The following is an 18,972-nucleotide window of genomic DNA, read 5'->3' as shown; positions in this document are numbered from 1 at the left end:
TCACCCGGTGCCCCCCCCCCACATGTCCATCTGGTCCCCGGCCCCGGCCCGCCCCCCCCCCCCCCCCCCGCCGGGGGCGGGCCCCCCCGCCCCGCCCGCGGCCGCGTCCGCACTGCAAACAGCCGCGCCGGCACCCCCACCCCGTCCAGTACGATATTGACGTTCCGTAAAGCAAATCCTCACTCACCGTAGCGACTTGGGAGCAGCCGGCAATGGCTCGACACCTCATCACCAGCGCCCTTCCGTACATCAACGGGATCAAGCACCTGGGCAACATGGTGGGGTCCATGCTCCCGGCCGACGTGTATTCCCGGTATCTGCGGCAGCGGGGGCACGACGTGCTCTACATCTGTGCGACGGACGAGCACGGGACCCCGGCCGAGCTGGCGGCGAAGGAGGCCGGGCAGTCGGTCGATGCGTTCTGCGGTGAGCAGCACGAGAAGCAGAAGGCGATCTACGAGGGCTTCGGGCTGCGGTTCGACTACTTCGGGCGGAGTTCCTCGCCGGAGAACGTCGAGCTCACCCAGCACTTCGCGCGCAAGCTGCAGGAGAACGGCTTCATCGAGGAGCGCGCCATCCGGCAGGTCTACTCCAACGCCGACGAGCGCTTCCTGCCCGACCGCTACATCGTCGGCACCTGTCCGCACTGCGGCTACGACAAGGCGCGCGGCGACCAGTGCGAGAACTGCACCCGGGTGCTGGACCCGACCGACCTGATCGACGCCCGGTCGGCGATCAGCGGCAGCGGTGACCTGGAGGTGCGGGAGACCAAGCACCTGTTCCTGCTCCAGTCGAAGCTGCAGCACGAGGTCGAGGGCTGGCTGGAGGGCAACGGCAGCAAGGAGTGGCCGACCCTCGCGTCCTCGATCGCGCACAAGTGGCTGACCGAGGGCCTGCAGGACCGGGCGATCACCCGTGACCTGGACTGGGGCGTCCCGGTGCCGGCGGACGTGTGGCCGGAGCTGGCGGCCGAGGGCAAGGTCTTCTACGTCTGGTTCGACGCACCGATCGAGTACATCGGCGCGACGAAGGAGTGGGCCGACGTCGACCCGGAGAATCGCGACTGGAAGTCGTGGTGGTACGAGGCCGAGGACGTCCGCTACACGGAATTCATGGCCAAGGACAACGTGCCGTTCCACAGCGTGATGTTCCCGGCGACGCAGCTGGGGACCCGTGAGCCGTGGAAGAAGGTCGACTTCCTCAAGGCCTTCAACTGGCTGAACTACTACGGCGGGAAGTTCTCCACCTCGCAGCGCCGGGGCGTCTTCACGGACGCGGCGCTGGAGCTGCTGCCGGCCGACTACTGGCGCTACTTCCTGATGGCCCACGCGCCGGAGTCGGACGACACCTCCTTCACCTGGGAGCTGTTCTCGTCGTCGGTGAACAAGGACCTCGCGGACACGCTCGGCAACTTCGTCAACCGGGTGCTGTCGTTCTCCCGCAAGCGGTTCGGCGACGAGGTTCCGGCGGGTGCCGAGGCCGGTGCCGCGGAGCAGAAGCTGGGCGAGGAGATCGCCGGGCTGCTGGCGGAGTACGAGGGCCACATGGAGGCGCTGCAGTTCCGCAAGGCGTCGGCCTCGCTGCGCGCCCTGTGGAGCGCGGGCAACTCCTACCTGGAGGAGAAGGCCCCCTGGCTGGAGATCAAGACGGACAAGGACGCGGCGGCGCTGACGCTGCGCACCGCGATGAACCTGATCCACCTGTACGCGGTGGTCTCCGAGCCGTTCATCCCGGCGTCGGCGAAGGCGATGCGGAGCGCGTTCGCGCTGGCGGACGACACCGCCGTGTGGGTCTCGCAGGACGAGGCGAAGGCGCTGGCGTCGGTGCCGGCGGGGACGCCGTTCACGGTGCCGCCGGTGCTCTTCGCGAAGATCACCGAGGAAGACCTGGACTCGTACCGCGAGCGTTTCGGTGGTGCGGAGGGCTGACCCTCCTGGTCCGGTGAGCGACCGGTCCCCCTGCCTGTATGCGCCCGTCCCGCCCTTGAGGGTGGGACGGGCGCATGTGCTTTGTGGGGCCGGCTCTGGGCGGACGGCGCTCAGGGCTTGGTGGCCGGTGAGACGTAGGCGGTCAGCCGCTTCAGGCCGGGGGTCGGCGGGAGGGAGACCTTGCGCCAACCGCGGGCGTAGTGCGGGGGCCGCCGGCCGGACACGAGGAGGACAGCGGCGGGGCTGCGGCTGCCGAGCCGGGTCAGCGCGGCCGGGGTGATGCTGGCGTCGTGGCCGGCGGGCTGGCGGGACGCGCAGCCGGCCTGGTACGCCACGCGGACCGCCTCCTCACCGCTGACGGCGCACGGCGGCCGGAGACCGGCGGTGCGCAGGGTCCGGGCGATCCGGCCGATGTCGGTCTGGGCGCGTACCGTTCCGCGCTGCATCTTGTGCAGGATCGCCAGCTGGACCGCCTCATGGCCCAGCAGGACGAGGGCCAGCAGGGCCACCGCCGCGGCGTGCCGCCGGCGGGGGAGGAGGGTCAGCCGGCACAGGAACCAGGCGGCGGGCATCATCAGCAGGGCGTACGCCGGCAGCAGGAAGCGCGGGGCGGCGTAGTCGACCGCCAGGAGGTAGGGGGCGGCGAGGCAGAGGCCGACCAGGGACGGGAGCACGACGGGTGCCGCGCCGTAACGGTGCAGCGAGCCGTCGGGGTCGTGGAGGCGGAGGGTCGGCCAGGTCTGCCCGTCCCGCTGCCCCGCGCCGCCGGTGGCGAGGCGGTTGGCCCGGGCCGCGTCCAGGACCAGGCTGCCCAGCCGTACGGGGTCGAGCCAGAGGCCGTCGCGCCGGGCGGAGTGCGGTCCGTGGCCGGGCGGCCACACCGGTCCGTAGCGGTGCAGCGCGCCGCCGGGTTCGCGGGCGCGTACCGCGGCCCAGACCGCGCCGAGCACGGCCAGCGGGAGCGCGCACCACCATGCCGCCGCCACCGGATGGTCCCAGGCCAGATGGCAGGGGCGGCACAGGGTCTTGCCCTGGAGCGCCCGGGCGTGGTCGGCGAAGGACGGGTGCCAGCCGAGGCCGCCCTGGATCTCCGCGGCCTGCCGCAGCCGGGCGGCGAAGCCGCCGTAGGAGACGTACGCCTCGATGATCCACTCGGCGCATCCGAGGGCGAGACCGGCCGGGAGGGCGAGCAGGACGGTGGACCGGCGCCAGGTAGGTACGACGAGCCCGGCCAGGAAGAGCGGAACGGCCAGCCATACGGCGTCGGTGGGGCGCATCAGCGCGACCAGTGCCACCGCGGCGGCCAGGCCGGTGGCGGCGCCCCGGCCGGCCTCCGGGGCCAGCTGTACGGGCGGCTGGCGCACGGCGAGCAGGAAGCAGCCGGTGGCGATGAGCGCGGCGTAGCCGACCCACAGGTTGGGCATGGCCTGCGGTCCGTAGAAGAGGGTGACCCACAGCCCGGCGAACAGCGCGCCGCCGAGCGCCGGGACGGGCGGCGGCAGCAGGCGCCGCCAGATGCAGAGGGTGAGCAGGAGCCCGGCGCCGGAGAGCAGCGCGAGGTAGCAGTGCAGCACGGGGGCCGAGGTCGTGAGGGCGACGACCGGGGCGAGGAGGAGGGTGACGCCGCGGGCGCGCGGGGCGCTGAAGTACGCAGCCGGGGTGTGCGGATCGACCTGGCTGACGTAGACCGTCTCGTCCCATCCCAGGCCGGGGGTGGCGACGGCGAAATAGAGCTGCCCGGCGGTGAAGACGGCGGCCACGGTGATCAGCCATCGCAGATCACTGCCCGGTGCGGGGCGCGTCGGACGGTCCCGCGGGCCCAGGCCGGTCGTGCCGGGGAGGAGGCTGGCTTGCTGCATGGGCACCACCCTGCGGGGGTGGCGCCCGACCGGCCACATGTGTGGTGCGGTTGGAGCACAGGACGCCGCGCGGTGCATGCCCGAGGCACCGGGTCGCGACATGGCGAGGGGCGGTGTTTCACGTGAAACGAACGACGTGAAACACCGCCCCTGCGGCCTGGCGGGAGCCGGTCCGGCCCCTGCCGGTGAGGGCTACTTCACCTGCGGCTTGCGGACGTTGAGGTGGAGCTCCTTGAGCCGGGTCTCTTCCAGCTCGGTCGGCGCGCCCATCATCAGGTCCTGCGCGTTGCCGTTCAGCGGGAACGCGATGGTCTCGCGGATGTTCGGCTCGTCCGCGAGCAGCATGACGATGCGGTCGACGCCGGGGGCGATACCGCCGTGCGGCGGGGCGCCGAAGCGGAAGGCGCGCAGCATGCCCGCGAACTTCTCCTCGACGGTCTCACGGTCGTAGCCCGCGATCTCGAAGGCCTTGATCATGATGTCCGGCTCGTGGTTCCGGATCGCGCCGGAGGACAGCTCGACGCCGTTGCAGACGATGTCGTACTGCCAGCCCAGGATGTCCAGCGGGTCCTTCTCCTCCAGGTCCTTCATGCCGCCCTGCGGCATCGAGAAGGGGTTGTGCGAGAAGTCGATCTTGCCGGTCTCCTCGTCCCGCTCGTACATCGGGAAGTCGACGATCCAGCAGAAGCGGAAGACGTTCTCCTCGAAGTGGCCGGCGCGCTTGGCGGCCTCGACGCGGACCGCGCCCATGATCTTCGAGACCTCGTCGAACCCGCCCGCGCCGAAGAAGACCGCGTGGCCGGCCTCCAGCCCGAGGCGCTCGGTGAGGACCTTGACGTTCTCCTCGGTGAGGAACTTGGCGATCGGGCCGGTCAGCGAGCCGTCCTCGCCGACGCGCACCCAGGCCAGGCCCTTGGCGCCCTGCTGGACCGCGTAGTCGCCGAGCTGGTCGAAGAACTTGCGCGGCTGGTCCTGGACGGCCGGCACCGGCAGCGCGCGGACGTGCTTGCCCGCGAACGCCTTGAACTCCGAGCCCTCGAAGACGTCGGTGATGTCGACCAGTTCGAGCTGGGTGCGCAGGTCCGGCTTGTCGGAGCCGTACTTCAGCATCGCCTCTCGGAACGGGATGCGCGGGAACGGTGAGGTGACGTGCCGGCCGCCGCCGAACTCCTCGAACAGCTCGGTCATCAGCTTCTCGACCGGCTGGAAGACGTCCTCCTGCTCGACGAAGGACATCTCGACGTCGAGCTGGTAGAACTCGCCCGGCGAGCGGTCCGCGCGGGCGTCCTCGTCGCGGAAGCACGGGGCGATCTGGAAGTACCGGTCGAAGCCCGAGATCATCAGCAGCTGCTTGAACTGCTGCGGGGCCTGCGGCAGCGCGTAGAACTTGCCCGGGTGGAGACGGGACGGCACGACGAAGTCGCGGGCGCCCTCCGGGGAGGTGGCGCTGAGGATCGGCGTGGCCATCTCGTTGAAGCCGAGGGCGACCATCTTCTGACGGATGGACGCGATGACCGCCGAGCGCAGCATGATGTTGCGGTGCATCCGCTCGCGGCGCAGGTCGAGGAAGCGGTACTCCAGGCGCCGCTCCTCGTTGACGCCGTCGTCCGCGTTGATCGTGAACGGGATCTGCTGGGCCGCGCCCAGGACCTCGACCTCGGTGACCTCGATCTCGATCTCGCCGGTGGGCAGCTCCGGGTTGACGTTCTCGGCGCCGCGGGAGACGACCTTGCCGTCGACGCGGACGACCGTCTCCTTCGTCAGCTTGTCGAGCGCCTCGGCGCCGGGGGTGCCGGGGCGGGCCACGAGCTGGACGAGACCGTAGTGGTCGCGCAGATCGATGAAGAGGATGCCGCCCAGGTCACGACGATTGTGCAGCCAGCCGCTGAGGCGGACGTCGGTGTCGACGTCCGCGGCTCGGAGCTCGCCGCAGTTATGGGACCGGTACCGGTGCATCGCTCATCCAAGTCGTCGCGAGTGTCGAGGTGAGGAGTTGTCGGGAGGGGGGCGGGGGTCGGGATCCGGTGCGGACGCCCGGCCGCTCTCCCCGTGGATCACCCGAAAGGCCACCCCAGGATTGACATAACCGCTCCAGGTTACCGCCCCGGCACCCGGCACTTCGTTGACATATACGCATCAGCGATTCCCGGGGGGTTCGCGGCACGATTCCGGCGCGATCACCGGGGTGTGCCGGGGGCGGCGACTGCGACGAGGGTCACGTTCCGTTCTCTGGTCGGCCTCCGGCAAACGCCCCTAAAGTGAGGCAATGCGCACCAAGGACCTCCTGGCTGCCATCGCAACCGGCCTCTGGCGCTGGGACAACGCCACGGGACGGGTGAGCCTCGACGCCGAGGCGGCCCGGCTGCTCGGGTTGCCGGCCGAGCCGGTGGAGCTGAGCGAGGCGGCGGTGCGTTCCCGTTTTCATCCCGTCGACTTCGCCGAGGTCAACGGGATCGTGCAGCTCGCGGCCGCCGAGGAGACGCTGGCCGAGGCCCGGATGCGGGTCGTCGACGAGCAGGGGCAGGTGCTTCGGCTGGTCCGCTCCCGGTCCCGGCCCCGCATGGTCGACGGGGATTTCGAGCTGGTCGGCACCCTCCAGGAAGTGCCCGAGCCGCTGCCCGGCACCTCCGCCGCACACACCACGGTCACCGGCGACTGGCGCCGCTCGCGCGAGGCGTTCCTGCTGGACGCGGGGCGGGCGCTGGCCGAGGCCCGGTCCACCGCCGAGGTGCTGCGGGTGGCGGCGGGACTGTCGATGCCCGGTTTCATGCCGGAGGGGCTCGCGGTCTTCGGGATCGAGGGCGACCGGGTGTCGGTCATCGGCCACCACGGCCACCGGCCCGGCGACGAGCAGCCGTTCCTCGACATGCCGCTGGAGACGGAGTACCCGGCCGCGGAGGTGATCCGCACCGGCCGGGCCATCTATCTGCCCACGCCCGAGGAGTACCGCGGCCGCTACCCGGCCACCTGGCCGCTGGCCGCCCGTTTCGGCCGGACGTCCTGGGCGTTCCTGCCGCTGGTCAACGCGGGCCGGACGATCGGTGCCTGGATGGCGGGGTTCGCCGAGCCGGTCGCCTTCACGCCCGACGAGCGCTCGGTGCTGACCACCGTCGCCCGGATGCTGGCCCAGGCGCTGGCCCGGGCCGGGATGCAGGAGGAACAGCAGGAGCTGACGCTCGGCCTGCAGCGCAGCATGCGGCCGACGGTGCAGCCGGACATCCCGGGGATGACGGTCGCGGCGCGCTACGTCCCCACCGGTGGCGGGCTGGAGGTGGGCGGCGACTGGTACGACATGATCCCGCTGCCGTCGGGCCGGATCGCGCTGGTCATCGGGGACGTACAGGGCCATGACGTACGGGCCGCGGGCCTGATGGGGCAGCTGCGGATCGCGCTGCGGGCCTATGCGTCCGAGGGGCACCACCCGGACGCGGTGCTCTCGCGGGCGTCCCGGTTCCTGGCCGGGATCAATGCGACGGAGTTCCGCGGCCACGGCGAGGACCAGCGGTTCGCCACCTGTCTGTACATCGAGGTGGACCCGTCGACCGGGCTGCTGGACATCGCACGGGCCGGCCACCCCGACCCGGCGATCCGGCTGTGCGACGGGACGATGCTGATCCGTCCGACCGCGGGCGGGCTGCCGCTGGGCATCGTCCCGGACGCCGACTACCCCACCACCCGCCTCGTCCTGGAGCCCGGCGAAACGATGCTGGTCTGCACCGACGGGCTGATCGAGACCGGCGGGCACGACCTGGAGACCGGGTGGTCGCGACTGCGCGGCATCATCGAGTCGCACGAGGTCGGGGCGGACGAGGCGGATCTGGAACGGCTCGCCGACGCCCTGGTCCAGGCCGTGCACGGGCCGCCCTCACACCACACCACCGGACCGCTGGTGGACCGCCGCGAGGACGACATCGCCCTTCTGCTGCTGTGCCGGGAGGGCGGCAGCTGCGGCGTCGGGACCGGGGGACTGCTGGCGCAGCAGCCCGTACGGCGCACCGCGCTCTCCGTGGCCCAGGCCGAACCGCACCGGATAGCCGAGGCCCGCCGGCAGGTCCGCGAGGTGCTGCACGACTGGGCCGACCCGGACCAGGTCGACTCGGCGGTGCTGATGGTCTCCGAAATGGTCACCAACGTCCTGCTGCACACCGACGGGGACGCGCTGCTGGTCGCCGAGATCTGCGGGGAGCGCGGCGCCCGCCGGGTCCGGGTCGACGTCTCCGACAGCAGCGACGAGCTGCCGCACCGGCGCAGCCCCGGCGAACTGGCCTCCTCGGGGCGGGGGTTGGTGCTGCTGGAGCTGCTGGCCGGGAGGTGGGGCGTGGATCCGCGCGGCGACGGCAAGTCGACGTGGTTCGAGCTCTACGAGGACGTGGGGGACGCGCTGGGCCCGGTGTCGCCGGAGCTGGAGCCGGAGCCGGAGTCCGAGTCCGCCGCGTAGTGCTTGCGCAGTTCGTGCAGGACGCCGGAGACCGCGGCGGTCAGCGGGACGGACAGCAGCATGCCGAGGATGCCGGCCACGCTGGCGCCGGCCGTGATCGCCAGCATCACCGTCGCCGGGTGCATCTGGACCGTCCGGCTCTGGATCATCGGCTGCAGGACATGGCCCTCCAGCACCTGGACGGCGAGGACGACGCCGAGCGTCCACAGCGCGATCACGAAGCCCCGGTCGGCGAACGCGACCAGGATCGCCACCGCGCCGGAGATGAACGCGCCGAGGTAGGGGATGTATGCGCCGACGAAGACCAGGGCACCCAGGCCCGGGGCGCCCGGGACCTGGAGGATCAGCAGGCCGACGGTGATGCACAGGGCGTCGATCAGCGCGATGAAGGTGGTGCCCCGCATGAAGCCCTGTATGGCCTGGAAGCCGCGGCGGGCCATCCGTTCGAGCTGCGGCCCCGAATTGCCGGGCGCCCAGTCGTGCAGCGCGCGGACGGCCTTGTCCGCGTCGCGGAGGAAGAAGAACGTCAGCAGCAGGGCGAGGACCGAGGCGGCGATGAACTGGCCGACGACGCTGACCCCGGCCAGCAGCCCGGAGGCCGCCTCGCCGCCGAACCTGGTGACCAGGCTCTTGGCGTTGGAGGCCAGGTCGTCGAGCGACGCACCGGCCATGCCGAAGTTCTTGGAGAGGCCCTGGCCGGCCTCCTTGAGCGAGGCGATGATCTGGTCCCCGGTGTCCACCAGCGCACTGACGACGACGTATCCGGCGCCGCCGACCACCACCAGCAGGACGGCGCAGGTCAGCCCGGCCGCCAGTGAGCGGTTGAGCCGCATCGCCACCAGCCGCCGGTAGAGCGGCCCGAGCAGCGCACTGCCGAGCAGCGCCAGCAGCACCGGCGTGACCGCCGCACTGAGGAAGACGCACAGCCATACGCCGACGGCCAGCACGGACGCGACCAGCAGCGCCACCACGCACCAGGCCGCGGCACGGCGGGCCTCGACCGGCAGCAACGGCTTCTCCGTCAGCGGCCGTTCGGGGCCGGAGCCGCTCCGGTCATGATCGGAATCGTTTCGCACCCGGACAGTCCACCACGGCGCACGGTCCGGAAACGGGCGGGGGAACGCGCCGGGACGGTGTTTCACGTGAAACACCGCCCCTCATCACGAGGTCCGACGCCGGGTCAGTGCTCCCCGGCGGGGATCGTGCCGAGCCGTCCGGCCTGGAAGTCCTCGAAGGCCTGGGCCAGTTCGGCATGGGTGTTCATCACGAACGGGCCGTAGTGCATCATCGGCTCGCGGATCGGCAGCCCACCCAGCAGCACCACCTCGAAGTTCGGGCTGCGCGACTCCTGGGTCTCGTCCGCCCGGATCGTGAGCGAGTCGCCGGCTCCGAACACCACCGTCTGGCCCATGCGGAACGGGCGTCCCTCCGCGCCGGCGGTGCCACGGCCGGCCAGGGCGTAGGCAAGGGCGTTGAAGTCCTTGCGCCAGGGGAGGGTCAGCTCGGCGCCGGGGTTCACCGACACATGCATCATCGTGATCGGCGTGTGCGTGATGCCCGGGCCGTGGTGGTCGTCGACGTCGCCGGCGATCAGGCGCAGCAGCGCCCCGCCGTCGGCGGAGGTCAGCAGCTTGACCTGGCCGCCGCCGATGTCCTGGTAGCGGGGGGCCATCATCTTGTCGCTCTTCGGCAGGTTGACCCACAGCTGGAGGCCGTGGAAGAGACCGCCGGACATGACCAGCGACTCCGGCGGCGCCTCGATGTGCAGCAGGCCGGAGCCCGCCGTCATCCACTGTGTGTCACCGCCGTTGATGACCCCGCCACCGCCGTGCGAGTCCCGGTGCACGAACGTGCCGTCGATCAGGTACGTGACGGTCTCGAAGCCGCGGTGCGGGTGCCAGGGCGTGCCCTTGGGCTCTCCGGGCGCGTACTCCACCTCGCCCATCTGATCCATCATGATGAACGGGTCGAGGTGCTTGTAGTCGATGCCGGCGAAGGCCCGGCGCACCGGGAAGCCCTCACCCTCGAATCCGCTCGGCGCGGTGGCGACGCCCAGCACGGGACGGGTCTGCGCCGCGGCGGGTGCCGCCACGCGGGGCAGGGTCAGCGGGTTCTCTACGGTCACAGCGGGCATGACGGCCTCCTCGGTCGCTCACAACTTAGTTGAATACTGAACAACCTGCAAGGCATAGCCATTCCCGCGGGCGTTTTCGCAGGTCACAGAACACAGCAGACGGCCGGCCGAACAGTGTCGGCCGGCCGTTCAGGAAGGCGGGGCGGTCTCCGCGGTGCGCTCAGCCGCCTGCGCGGCGAGGGCGCCTAGCCGTACATCCGCCGCATCGCGAAGTCGACCATCTGCTCCACGGCCTTGGCGTCGAAGACCATCCGGTGGTCCCCCTCCATGTCGAGGACGAAGCCGTAGCCGGTCGGCAGCAGGTCGAGCACCTCGGCGCCGGTGATCACGAAGTACTTGGACTCCTTGCCCGCGTACCGCCGGAGCTCCTTGAGCGAGGTGAACATCGGGATCACCGGCTGCTGGGTGTTGTGCAGCGCCAGGAAGCCGGGGTTGTCACCGCGCGGGCAGTACACCTTGGACGTCGAGAAGATGCCCTGGAAGTCCTCGGCCGACATCGAGCCGGTGGTGAAGGCGCGCACCGCGTCGGCGAGCGAGGGCGGGGACGGCTCGGGGTAGAGCGGCTGTTCGCCGTAGCCCCCGGGGGCCGGCTGCTGCGGCGGTGGCGGAGGCGCGCCGTACTGCTGCCCGGCACCCGCGTTCTGGTCGTAGCCGTACATGCGCCTCAGCCTACTGAGTCGGCGCGGTACCGCGGGACGCTCGTCACAGATGGGCGGAAGGGGTTGATTCTTATTACCCGCGGGTAGCATCATGCTAGCTACTAGCCGGTATTGCGTCTGAGGTCCCAGCCTTGGGGTCCTCTCCCGAACCCTTACGGAGCCGTACCCATGGGCCACTACAAGTCGAATCTCCGCGACATCGAGTTCAACCTCTTCGAGGTGCTGGGCCGTGACCGCGTGTACGGCACCGGACCGTTCGCGGAGATGGATGTCGACACCGCCAAGAGCGTGCTGTCCGAGATCGCCCGACTGTCGGAGAACGAGCTCGCCGAGTCCTTCGCCGACACGGACCGCAACCCCCCGGTCTTCGACCCGGACACCAACACCGCGCCGGTCCCGGACACCTTCAAGAAGAGCTACCAGGCCTTCATGGACGCCGAGTGGTGGCGTCTGGGCATCCCGGAGGAGCTCGGCGGCACCACCGCGCCCCGCTCCCTCCTCTGGGGCTTCGCCGAGACGATCCTGGGCGCCAACCCGGCCGTGTGGATGTACGCCTCCGGCCCCGCCTTCGCCGGTGTGCTCTTCGACGAGGGCACCGAGGAGCAGCACCGCATAGCCCAGCTGATGGTGGACAAGCAGTGGGGCTCCACCATGGTGCTCACCGAGCCGGACGCCGGTTCGGACGTCGGTGCCGGCCGCACCAAGGCCACCCAGCAGGAGGACGGCTCCTGGCACATCGAGGGCGTCAAGCGCTTCATCACCTCCGGTGAGCACGACATGTCCGAGAACATCGTGCACTTCGTCCTCGCCCGCCCCGAGGGTCACGGCCCGGGCACCAAGGGCCTGTCGCTGTTCATCGTGCCGAAGTACGACTTCGACTGGGAGACCGGCGAGCTGGGCGAGCGCAACGGCGTCTACGCCACGAACGTCGAGCACAAGATGGGCCTGAAGGCCTCCAACACCTGCGAGATGACGTTCGGCGCCAACCACCCCGCCAAGGGCTGGCTGCTCGGCGAGAAGCACGACGGCATCCGCCAGATGTTCAAGATCATCGAGTTCGCCCGGATGATGGTCGGCACGAAGGCCATCGCCACCCTCTCCACCGGCTACCTCAACGCCCTGGAGTACGCCAAGGAGCGCGTGCAGGGCCCGGACCTGGCCGCCTTCACCGACAAGACCGCGCCGCGCGTCACCATCACCCACCACCCCGACGTGCGCCGCTCGCTGATGACGCAGAAGGCGTACACCGAGGGCATGCGCGCCCTGGTGCTCTACACCGCCACGGTCCAGGACGAGATCCTCATCAAGGAGGCCGCGGGCGAGGACGCGAGCGCCGCGAACCGCCTCAACGACCTGCTGCTGCCGATCGTCAAGGGCTACGGCTCCGAGCGGTCCTACGAGCAGCTGGCGCAGTCGCTGCAGACCTTCGGCGGCTCCGGGTACCTCCAGGAGTACCCGATCGAGCAGTACATCCGCGACGCCAAGATCGACACCCTCTACGAGGGCACCACCGCGATCCAGGGCCAGGACTTCTTCTTCCGGAAGATCGTCCGGGACCAGGGCCAGGCGCTGACCGTGCTGTCCGAGGAGATCAAGAAGTTCCTCGCCGACAACACCGGCGGCGAGGAGCTGGCGCAGGCCCGCGGCGAGCTGGCGAAGGCCGCCGCCGACCTGGAGGCGATCGTCGGCGCCATGCTGACCGACCTCGCCGCGACTGAGCAGGACGTCAAGTCCATCTACAAGGTCGGCCTCAACACCACCCGCCTGCTGATGGCCTCCGGCGACGTCGTCGTCGGCTACCTCCTCCTCAAGGGCGCGGCGGTGGCCGCGGAGAAGCTGGCCGGCGCCTCGGCGAAGGCGGTGTCTGCCAAGGATGTGCCCTTCTACACCGGCAAGATCGCCGCGGCGAAGTTCTTCGCGCACAACATCCTGCCGGGCGTCTCCGTCCAGCGATCCCTCGCCGAGTCCGTCGACCAGTCGCTGATGGAGCTCGACGAGGCCGCGTTCTGAGAGAGCGCACAGGGAACGGCAGGTCCGCGTGGAGGGGCAGGGTCCGCTGCCCGGGCGCGCGGCCTTCCCGAGGGCCTCTGTACCGGCGTTCTTAGAGGTCTCTCATAGAGGCAGTCCAGACTGACGTTGTCCGCCTCCCTTCCCCCGGGGAGGCGGGCTTCGTCATTCGTGGCCCGACCTACCCGCCCAGCAGACCGGAATCGTTCGTTCCAGTGGGGTTCTCGTTCTGGAATGCAGAAATCGTGGCCGGAAGGGAGCGGAGTCACTCCGCACGCGCACGGGGAATGCGGGGCCCGGCTCCTTATGCTGAATCCATGACCAACTCCGCCCGCTTCGATCGCGGCCACACCGACGACCTGATGTCCTTCCTCGCCGCCAGTCCGTCGCCGTACCACGCGGTCGCCAATGCGGCGGAGCGGCTGGAAAAGGCAGGTTTCCGGCAGGTCGCGGAGACCGACGCCTGGGACGGCGAGAGCGGCGGACGGTACGTGCTGCGCGGCGGCGCGATCATCGCCTGGTACGTCCCCGAGGGCGCGAACGCGGCGAGTCCGTACCGAATTGTCGGGGCTCACACCGACTCTCCCAATCTGCGGGTGAAACCGATTCCGGACACCGGCGCCCGCGGCTGGCGGCAGGTCGCCGTGGAGATCTACGGCGGCACCCTCCTCAACACCTGGCTCGACCGCGATCTCGGGCTGAGCGGCCGGGTGACGCTCGCCGGCGGGGAGCACCGGCTCGTGCACGTGGACCGGGCGCTGCTGCGGGTGCCGCAGCTCGCCGTGCACCTCGACCGCTCGGTCAACGCCGAGGGCCTCAAGCTCGACAAGCAGCGGCACATGACGCCCATCTGGGGCCTGGGCGAGGTGGCCGAGGGCGATCTGATCGCCTTCGTCGCCGAGGAGATCGGCGTCCCGGCCGGGGACATCAAGGGCTGGGACCTGATGGTGCACAGCATCGAGCCACCGGCCTACCTGGGCCGCGACCGCGAACTGGTCGCCGGGCCGCGGATGGACAACCTGCTGTCCGTGCACGCCGGTACGGCCGCGCTCACCGCGGCCGCCGCCCAGGGCTCCGCGCTGACCAGCATCCCGGTGCTGGCCGCCTTCGACCACGAGGAGAACGGCAGCCAGTCCGACACCGGCGCCGACGGCCCGCTGCTCGGCACGGTCCTGGAGCGCTCGGTGTTCGCCCGCGGCGGCTCGTACGAGGACCGGGCCCGGTCCTTCGCCGGCACCATCTGCCTGTCCTCCGACACCGGGCACGCCGTCCACCCCAACTACAGCGAGCGGCACGAGCCGGGGCACCAGCCGATGCCCAACGGCGGTCCGATCCTGAAGGTGAACGTCAACCAGCGCTACGCCACGGACGGCAGCGGGCGGGCCGTCTTCGCGGCGGCCTGCGAGCGCGCCGGCGTGCCGTGGCAGAGCTTCGTCTCCAACAACTCGATGCCGTGCGGGACCACCATCGGGCCGATCACCGCGGCCCGGCACGGCATCGCGACCGTCGACATCGGCGTGGCGATCCTGTCCATGCACTCGGCCCGCGAACTGTGCGGCGCCGAGGACCCCCACCTGCTCGCGAACGCCCTGACGGCCTTCCTGGAGGGCTGAGTTGGACTTCTCGCTGCTCGGCCCGATCGCCGTGACGGCCGGCTCCCGGGAGCTGCCCCTCGGCCCCGCAAAACGGCGCAGTGTGCTGGCGCTGCTGTTGCTGCAGCCCAACACCACCGTTCCGCTGGAGCAGTTGATCGACTCCCTGTGGGAGGACGAGCCGCCCGAGCATGCGCGCACGGTCGTCCAGGGGCACGTCTCCCGGCTGCGCGCCACGCTCGCCGAGGGCGGCGCCGATGCGTACGGCATCGAGCTGGCCACCCACGGCTCGGCCTATCTGCTGCGGCTGCCGGAGGAGCTGATCGACGCCCACCGGTTCAGCGAGCTGGTGACGCTGGCCCGTCCCGAGGCGGCTCCGGCCGATGCGGTGGCGCTGCTGCGCGAGGCGCTGGGCCTGTGGCGCGGGCCGGCGCTGACCGGCACGGTCACCAGCCCGCCGTTCGCGGCCGCGGCGCATGCCCTGGAGGAGCGCCGGCTGGCGGCCGTGGAGGCGCTGGGCCGGGCGCACGGCGCGCTCGGCGAACACGACCAGGCGGTGGCGATCCTCTACTCCGCGGCAGCCAACCACCCGTTGCGGGAAGGGCTGATCGCCGGGCTGATGCGGGCGCTGTTCCGCACCGGGCGGCAGTCCGACGCGCTGGAGTGGTTCCACCGCACCCGTCGGCTGCTCAACGAGGAACTGGGCGTCGACCCCGGCGAGCGGCTGCGCGGCGCGTACGAGGAGATCCTGCGCGCGGAGGCGGCGGGCAGCGGGCGCGGGAGCACGAAGAAGCCGGCGACGGGCGGGGACCGGGAGGCGGCGCAGCTCGCGGGCGGCGGTCGGGACGCAGCGCCTTCCGCGGGCGGGGGCCGGATGCCCGTACCGGGGAGCGCCGCAGGTCCGGGGGCCGACGGCCCGGGACCCGAGGGTCTGCTTTCCGCCGCTCCGCACTTCGATTCCGTATCGGGCGGTACGGGTGCCGGGGCCGAGCGGACCGGCGCCGCGCCGCGGCTGCTGCCCCGGCCACCGGCCCGCTTCCTGGGCCGGGAACACCAACTCGTGGCTCTGACCGATGCCTTGACGGACCGTACGACCGGTGAGAGCCCGCTCGCGGTGGTCGCCGGACCGGTCGGCGTCGGCAAGACCGCCTGTGCCGTGCAGTGGGCACATCTGCACGCCGACGCCTTCCCCGACGGCCAGCTCTTCGCCGACCTCCGCGGTTTCGGCGAGGGCGACGAGGCGGCGCCGGCCGAGATCCTGCGCGACTTCCTGCTCGCGCTCGGCACCCCGCAGGAGCAGGTTCCGGGCTCGGCGCAGGCCGCCTCGGCACTGTTCCGTTCGCTGGTCGCCGAGCGCCGGCTGCTGGTCGTCCTCGACAACGCCCGCAGTTCGGCACAGGTACGGCCGCTGCTGCCCGGCGGGCCGCACTGCGCCACGGTCGTCACCAGCCGCAGCCGGCTCGACGGCCTGGTCGCCACCGACTGCGCCCGGCCGGTGGGTCTCCAGGCGCTCGGCCACGAGGAGGGCGCGGCGCTGCTCGGCGCCATGCTCGGGCCGGAGCGGGTGGCCGAGGACCCGGCCGCCGCGCGCGAACTGGTCGACCTGTGCGACGGGCTGCCGCTGGCGCTGCGGGCCGCGGCCGCCCAGCTGACCGCCCGGCCGCGCTGGCGGCTGGCCCGGCTCGCAGCCGCCCTGCGCGACGAACAGCGGCGGCTGGCGCTGCTGTCGGCGGAGGACACCGGGATCGCGGCGGCGCTGCGGATGTCCGTCGCCCGGCTGTCCGCGGACGACGCCCGGCTGCTGTCGGCGCTGGCGACCAGCGCGGACGGGCACCTCAACGCGGCGGTGGCGGCGGCGCTGGCCGGTTACGACCCGGAGCGCACCCAGGACGGTCTGGACCGGCTCGCCGAAATGCATCTGGTGGACGAGGAGGCCACCGATGTCTACACGATCAGCACGCTGACGCAGCTGTTCGCCCGGGACGAGCGCGGCGAGGGCGGGGGAAGCGGCGCGGGCGGGGCGTAGCGGCGCGGGTGACGGCACGGGACGTGTGGCGCCGAAGGCGTCGGCGGGCAGGGACGTTAGGCGTGCGTTAGTGGCACGGCAGCGGCGGGCGGCAACCTGAGGGCATCGACCGACCGACTCGGGGGAGACCGCAATGCCGCAGCGTCAGGACCGCACCAGCAGCCCTCGCACCGCCCGTACCGCCCGTCGTGGCACGCTGCGGATCGCCGCCGCCGGCCTGACCGCGGTGGCCGCGCTCACCCTCACCGCCTGCGGTGGACAGGACAACCCGCTCCAGACCAGTGAGGCCAAGCCGTTCCACCCCGCGGCACCGGGCGTCCAGGACTCGGCGGCCCGGGCGGCCCGCAAGCTGCCGGAGAAGGAGGCCGGTGCGGCGGGGAGCGGGGCCCGGCCCGACGGCGGCGCGGCGGAGCAGGCCTCCGCACGGCGCAACGCACCCGGCGCGGCCGGCGGCACCGACGCTCGTCCTGCCGGCGGGACCGCCGGGACCGGCACCCCGGGCGTCCGGCACTCCGCCTGTGATGCCGCAGCGATCCGGATCGTCGCCAAGCCGCTGCAGCGGCCGGTCAACCACCTGCTGCTGGTGGCCACCAACACCTCCGGCGCCACCTGCGACCTCTACTACGCTCCCAAACTGCGCTTCGACGACGCTCAGTCGCCGCTCGCCGACCTGCCGGAGAGCCGGCCGCAGGCGGTGGTCACCCTCGCGCCCGGGGAGTCGGGCTACGCCGGTGTGCTGACCTCCGCGGCAGACGGTTCCGGCCGCAACGGCGGCCGGCGGACCGCGCTGTCCGTGAGCCTGCCGGGTCGGGACGGCAAGGGCAGCGTCGGCGGCTCGGCGAAGGTGGCGCTGCCGGGCGGCACGGTGTACGTCGACGACAGCGCGTGGGTGACGTACTGGCAGGCCGACGCGGGCGACGCCACTGCCTGGTAGGCCCCACGCCACCGCCGCCTCCCCTTGAACCAGGGCGCCCGCATCCCCCAGCGGGCGCCCTGCCTGTTGTCCCGTCATGTCTCACGCAGGCGCCCGCCACGTCCCGTCCAGCCGGCGTCTCCGCAGGTCACCCCCGTGCACATGGCAGAGATGTCTCAGGGGACACCAAACCCCGGGCCGGCTCCCTTCTCCCGTCCCACGATGTTCTCCGTCGCCGCGGCGGGACCACCCGGCGGCTCACCAGCCAGCCGCCGGCCATCCGGCCGACCGGCCGCCTACGGAGGGGAATCGGCATGGAGGAGCACATGCGCAGCGGTCGCAGGCCCGCGCTGCGGAAGGTGCTGCCCGCGGTGGTCGCCGCGGGGATCGGCATCGCCGGATTCGCGGTGCCGGCCCACGGCAACGAGCCCGGCCCTGCGGCCGCCACCGGCATACGGCAGGCCGCGGCCGCCGACGGCCGGCAGGCTGCGGCCACCGCGGGCTTTCCCACCTGGGGGACGCGATGGGTGGTGCACGCCGGCCCCGACATCGACTCCCCCGCCGTCGGCATGGTCAACAAGACCGCCGCGGGCCAGGACCGGGTCACCGTCGACTACCAGGTCGACACCGGGCACCGGGTGTGCCAGGGCGGCGCCTGCTCGACGTACATGGCCCACCTCACGGGCCCGGTCACCGGCTTCCTGACGGTGGTCGCGGTGGACGTCCCGCAGGACCGGCTGCCGGGCGTACCGGTCCACGGCGATGGCGGCCGGCCGCAGCCCGGTGGCTCCCGCCAGGAGATGCTGGACCGGGCCGCCACCTGGCTCACCGCCAACAAGGGCGCACAGGTCCCGTACAGCCAGGCCAAGGTCTGGCAGGACGGCTACCGCCAGGACTGCTCGGGCTATGCGTCCATGGCGCTCGGGCTGCCGACGCCGGGCACCAACACCGTGGGGCTGGCCACCGACCGCGGCATCACCCGGCCGATTTCGCTCGGCGAACTCAAGCCCGGTGACCTGCTCATCGATGCGTCCGGGGACAACAACAACCGGCACGTAGTGATCTTCGAGAAGTGGAACAACGACGCACACTCCTCGTACACGGCCTACGAGCAGCGTGGCGGCCACGGCACCGACCACCGGACGCTGACGTATGGCCTGCCGGGCGGGGACACGGAGTTCACGCCGTACCGTCCGGTGAAGTTCGGCGACTGAGGTGCCGTACGACCTCGCGTCGCTGTTTCACGTGAAACGACGAGGCTGATGGAAACGACAAGGCTGATGCGAGGCGCTGAGGCACGGCCCGTTTCACGTGAAACGTCACCAGCCGGTCCGGGCCCGATCCGGATCGTGTAACGAGGGGCACTTCCGTCACAGGGGAGCGGAAGTGCCCCTCGCGCGTGCATGTCCCCTGTGC

Annotated in this window: 12 protein-coding genes; 7 read left to right on the top strand and 5 right to left on the bottom strand. The window is 71.7% G+C overall.

The window, feature by feature from the left end; genetic code table 11:
* Positions 1 to 212 precede the first annotated feature (212 nt).
* Entirely contained in the window at positions 213 to 1,928 is a 1,716-nt protein-coding gene (metG, locus tag ACGF4C_RS02775; RefSeq protein ID WP_362137818.1) for a methionine--tRNA ligase, read from the top strand.
* Positions 1,929 to 2,038: 110 nt separating this feature from the next.
* On the opposite strand, the gene ACGF4C_RS02770 is transcribed toward metG, so the two are convergent.
* Both ACGF4C_RS02770 and aspS read right to left on the bottom strand, forming a co-directional pair.
* A complete protein-coding gene (locus ACGF4C_RS02770; RefSeq protein WP_393562676.1) occupies positions 2,039 to 3,787 on the bottom strand; it encodes a hypothetical protein in 1,749 nt (582 codons plus the stop codon).
* A 192-nt stretch (positions 3,788 to 3,979) separates the two neighbouring features.
* On the bottom strand, positions 3,980 to 5,743 hold the full coding sequence (aspS, locus tag ACGF4C_RS02765; protein ID WP_393562675.1) for an aspartate--tRNA ligase: 1,764 nt from the start codon (positions 5,741 to 5,743) through the stop codon (positions 3,980 to 3,982).
* Positions 5,744 to 6,053: 310 nt separating this feature from the next.
* On the opposite strand from aspS, the gene ACGF4C_RS02760 reads away from it, so the two are divergent.
* Positions 6,054 to 8,225, top strand: coding sequence for a SpoIIE family protein phosphatase (locus ACGF4C_RS02760; protein ID WP_393562673.1), 2,172 nt, complete (start codon positions 6,054 to 6,056; stop codon positions 8,223 to 8,225).
* On the opposite strand, the gene ACGF4C_RS02755 is transcribed toward ACGF4C_RS02760, so the two are convergent.
* From ACGF4C_RS02755 to ACGF4C_RS02745, 3 genes are all read right to left on the bottom strand, one after another.
* Positions 8,147 to 9,301 (bottom strand): AI-2E family transporter, encoded by a 1,155-nt coding sequence (locus tag ACGF4C_RS02755; RefSeq protein WP_393562671.1) that lies wholly within the window; start codon positions 9,299 to 9,301, stop codon positions 8,147 to 8,149. The genes ACGF4C_RS02760 and ACGF4C_RS02755 overlap by 79 nt on opposite strands.
* Before the next feature lie 104 nt (positions 9,302 to 9,405).
* Positions 9,406 to 10,359, bottom strand: coding sequence for a pirin family protein (locus ACGF4C_RS02750; RefSeq protein WP_393562669.1), 954 nt, complete (start codon positions 10,357 to 10,359; stop codon positions 9,406 to 9,408).
* Positions 10,360 to 10,544: 185 nt separating this feature from the next.
* Positions 10,545 to 11,018, bottom strand: coding sequence for an SseB family protein (locus ACGF4C_RS02745; protein ID WP_030411509.1), 474 nt, complete (start codon positions 11,016 to 11,018; stop codon positions 10,545 to 10,547).
* A gap of 168 nt (positions 11,019 to 11,186) precedes the next feature.
* Between ACGF4C_RS02745 and ACGF4C_RS02740 the strand changes: the two genes are divergently transcribed.
* From ACGF4C_RS02740 to ACGF4C_RS02720, 5 genes are all read left to right on the top strand, one after another.
* A complete protein-coding gene (locus ACGF4C_RS02740; RefSeq protein WP_393562668.1) occupies positions 11,187 to 13,028 on the top strand; it encodes an acyl-CoA dehydrogenase in 1,842 nt (613 codons plus the stop codon).
* Between the two features lie 314 nt (positions 13,029 to 13,342).
* Positions 13,343 to 14,638 carry a M18 family aminopeptidase gene (locus ACGF4C_RS02735; protein ID WP_393562666.1) on the top strand — a complete coding sequence of 432 codons (1,296 nt, stop codon included), beginning with the start codon at positions 13,343 to 13,345 and terminating at the stop codon, positions 14,636 to 14,638.
* 1 nt (position 14,639) lies between these two features.
* The gene (locus ACGF4C_RS02730) at positions 14,640 to 16,643 is read left to right on the top strand and encodes a BTAD domain-containing putative transcriptional regulator (protein WP_393562664.1); all 2,004 of its coding nucleotides are present in this window, start codon (positions 14,640 to 14,642) and stop codon (positions 16,641 to 16,643) included.
* Between the two features lie 133 nt (positions 16,644 to 16,776).
* On the top strand, positions 16,777 to 17,577 hold the full coding sequence (locus ACGF4C_RS02725) for a DUF4232 domain-containing protein (RefSeq protein ID WP_393562663.1): 801 nt from the start codon (positions 16,777 to 16,779) through the stop codon (positions 17,575 to 17,577).
* Positions 17,578 to 17,870: 293 nt separating this feature from the next.
* Entirely contained in the window at positions 17,871 to 18,770 is a 900-nt protein-coding gene (locus tag ACGF4C_RS02720; protein ID WP_393562661.1) for a hypothetical protein, read from the top strand.
* The last annotated feature ends 202 nt before the right edge of the window (positions 18,771 to 18,972 follow it).

This window comes from Streptomyces sp. NPDC048197 (assembly GCF_043202395.1).
In the GTDB taxonomy this organism is placed as follows: Bacteria; Actinomycetota; Actinomycetes; order Streptomycetales; family Streptomycetaceae; genus Streptomyces; species Streptomyces siderophoricus.
This window is presented reverse-complemented; position numbering and strand designations above follow the sequence as displayed.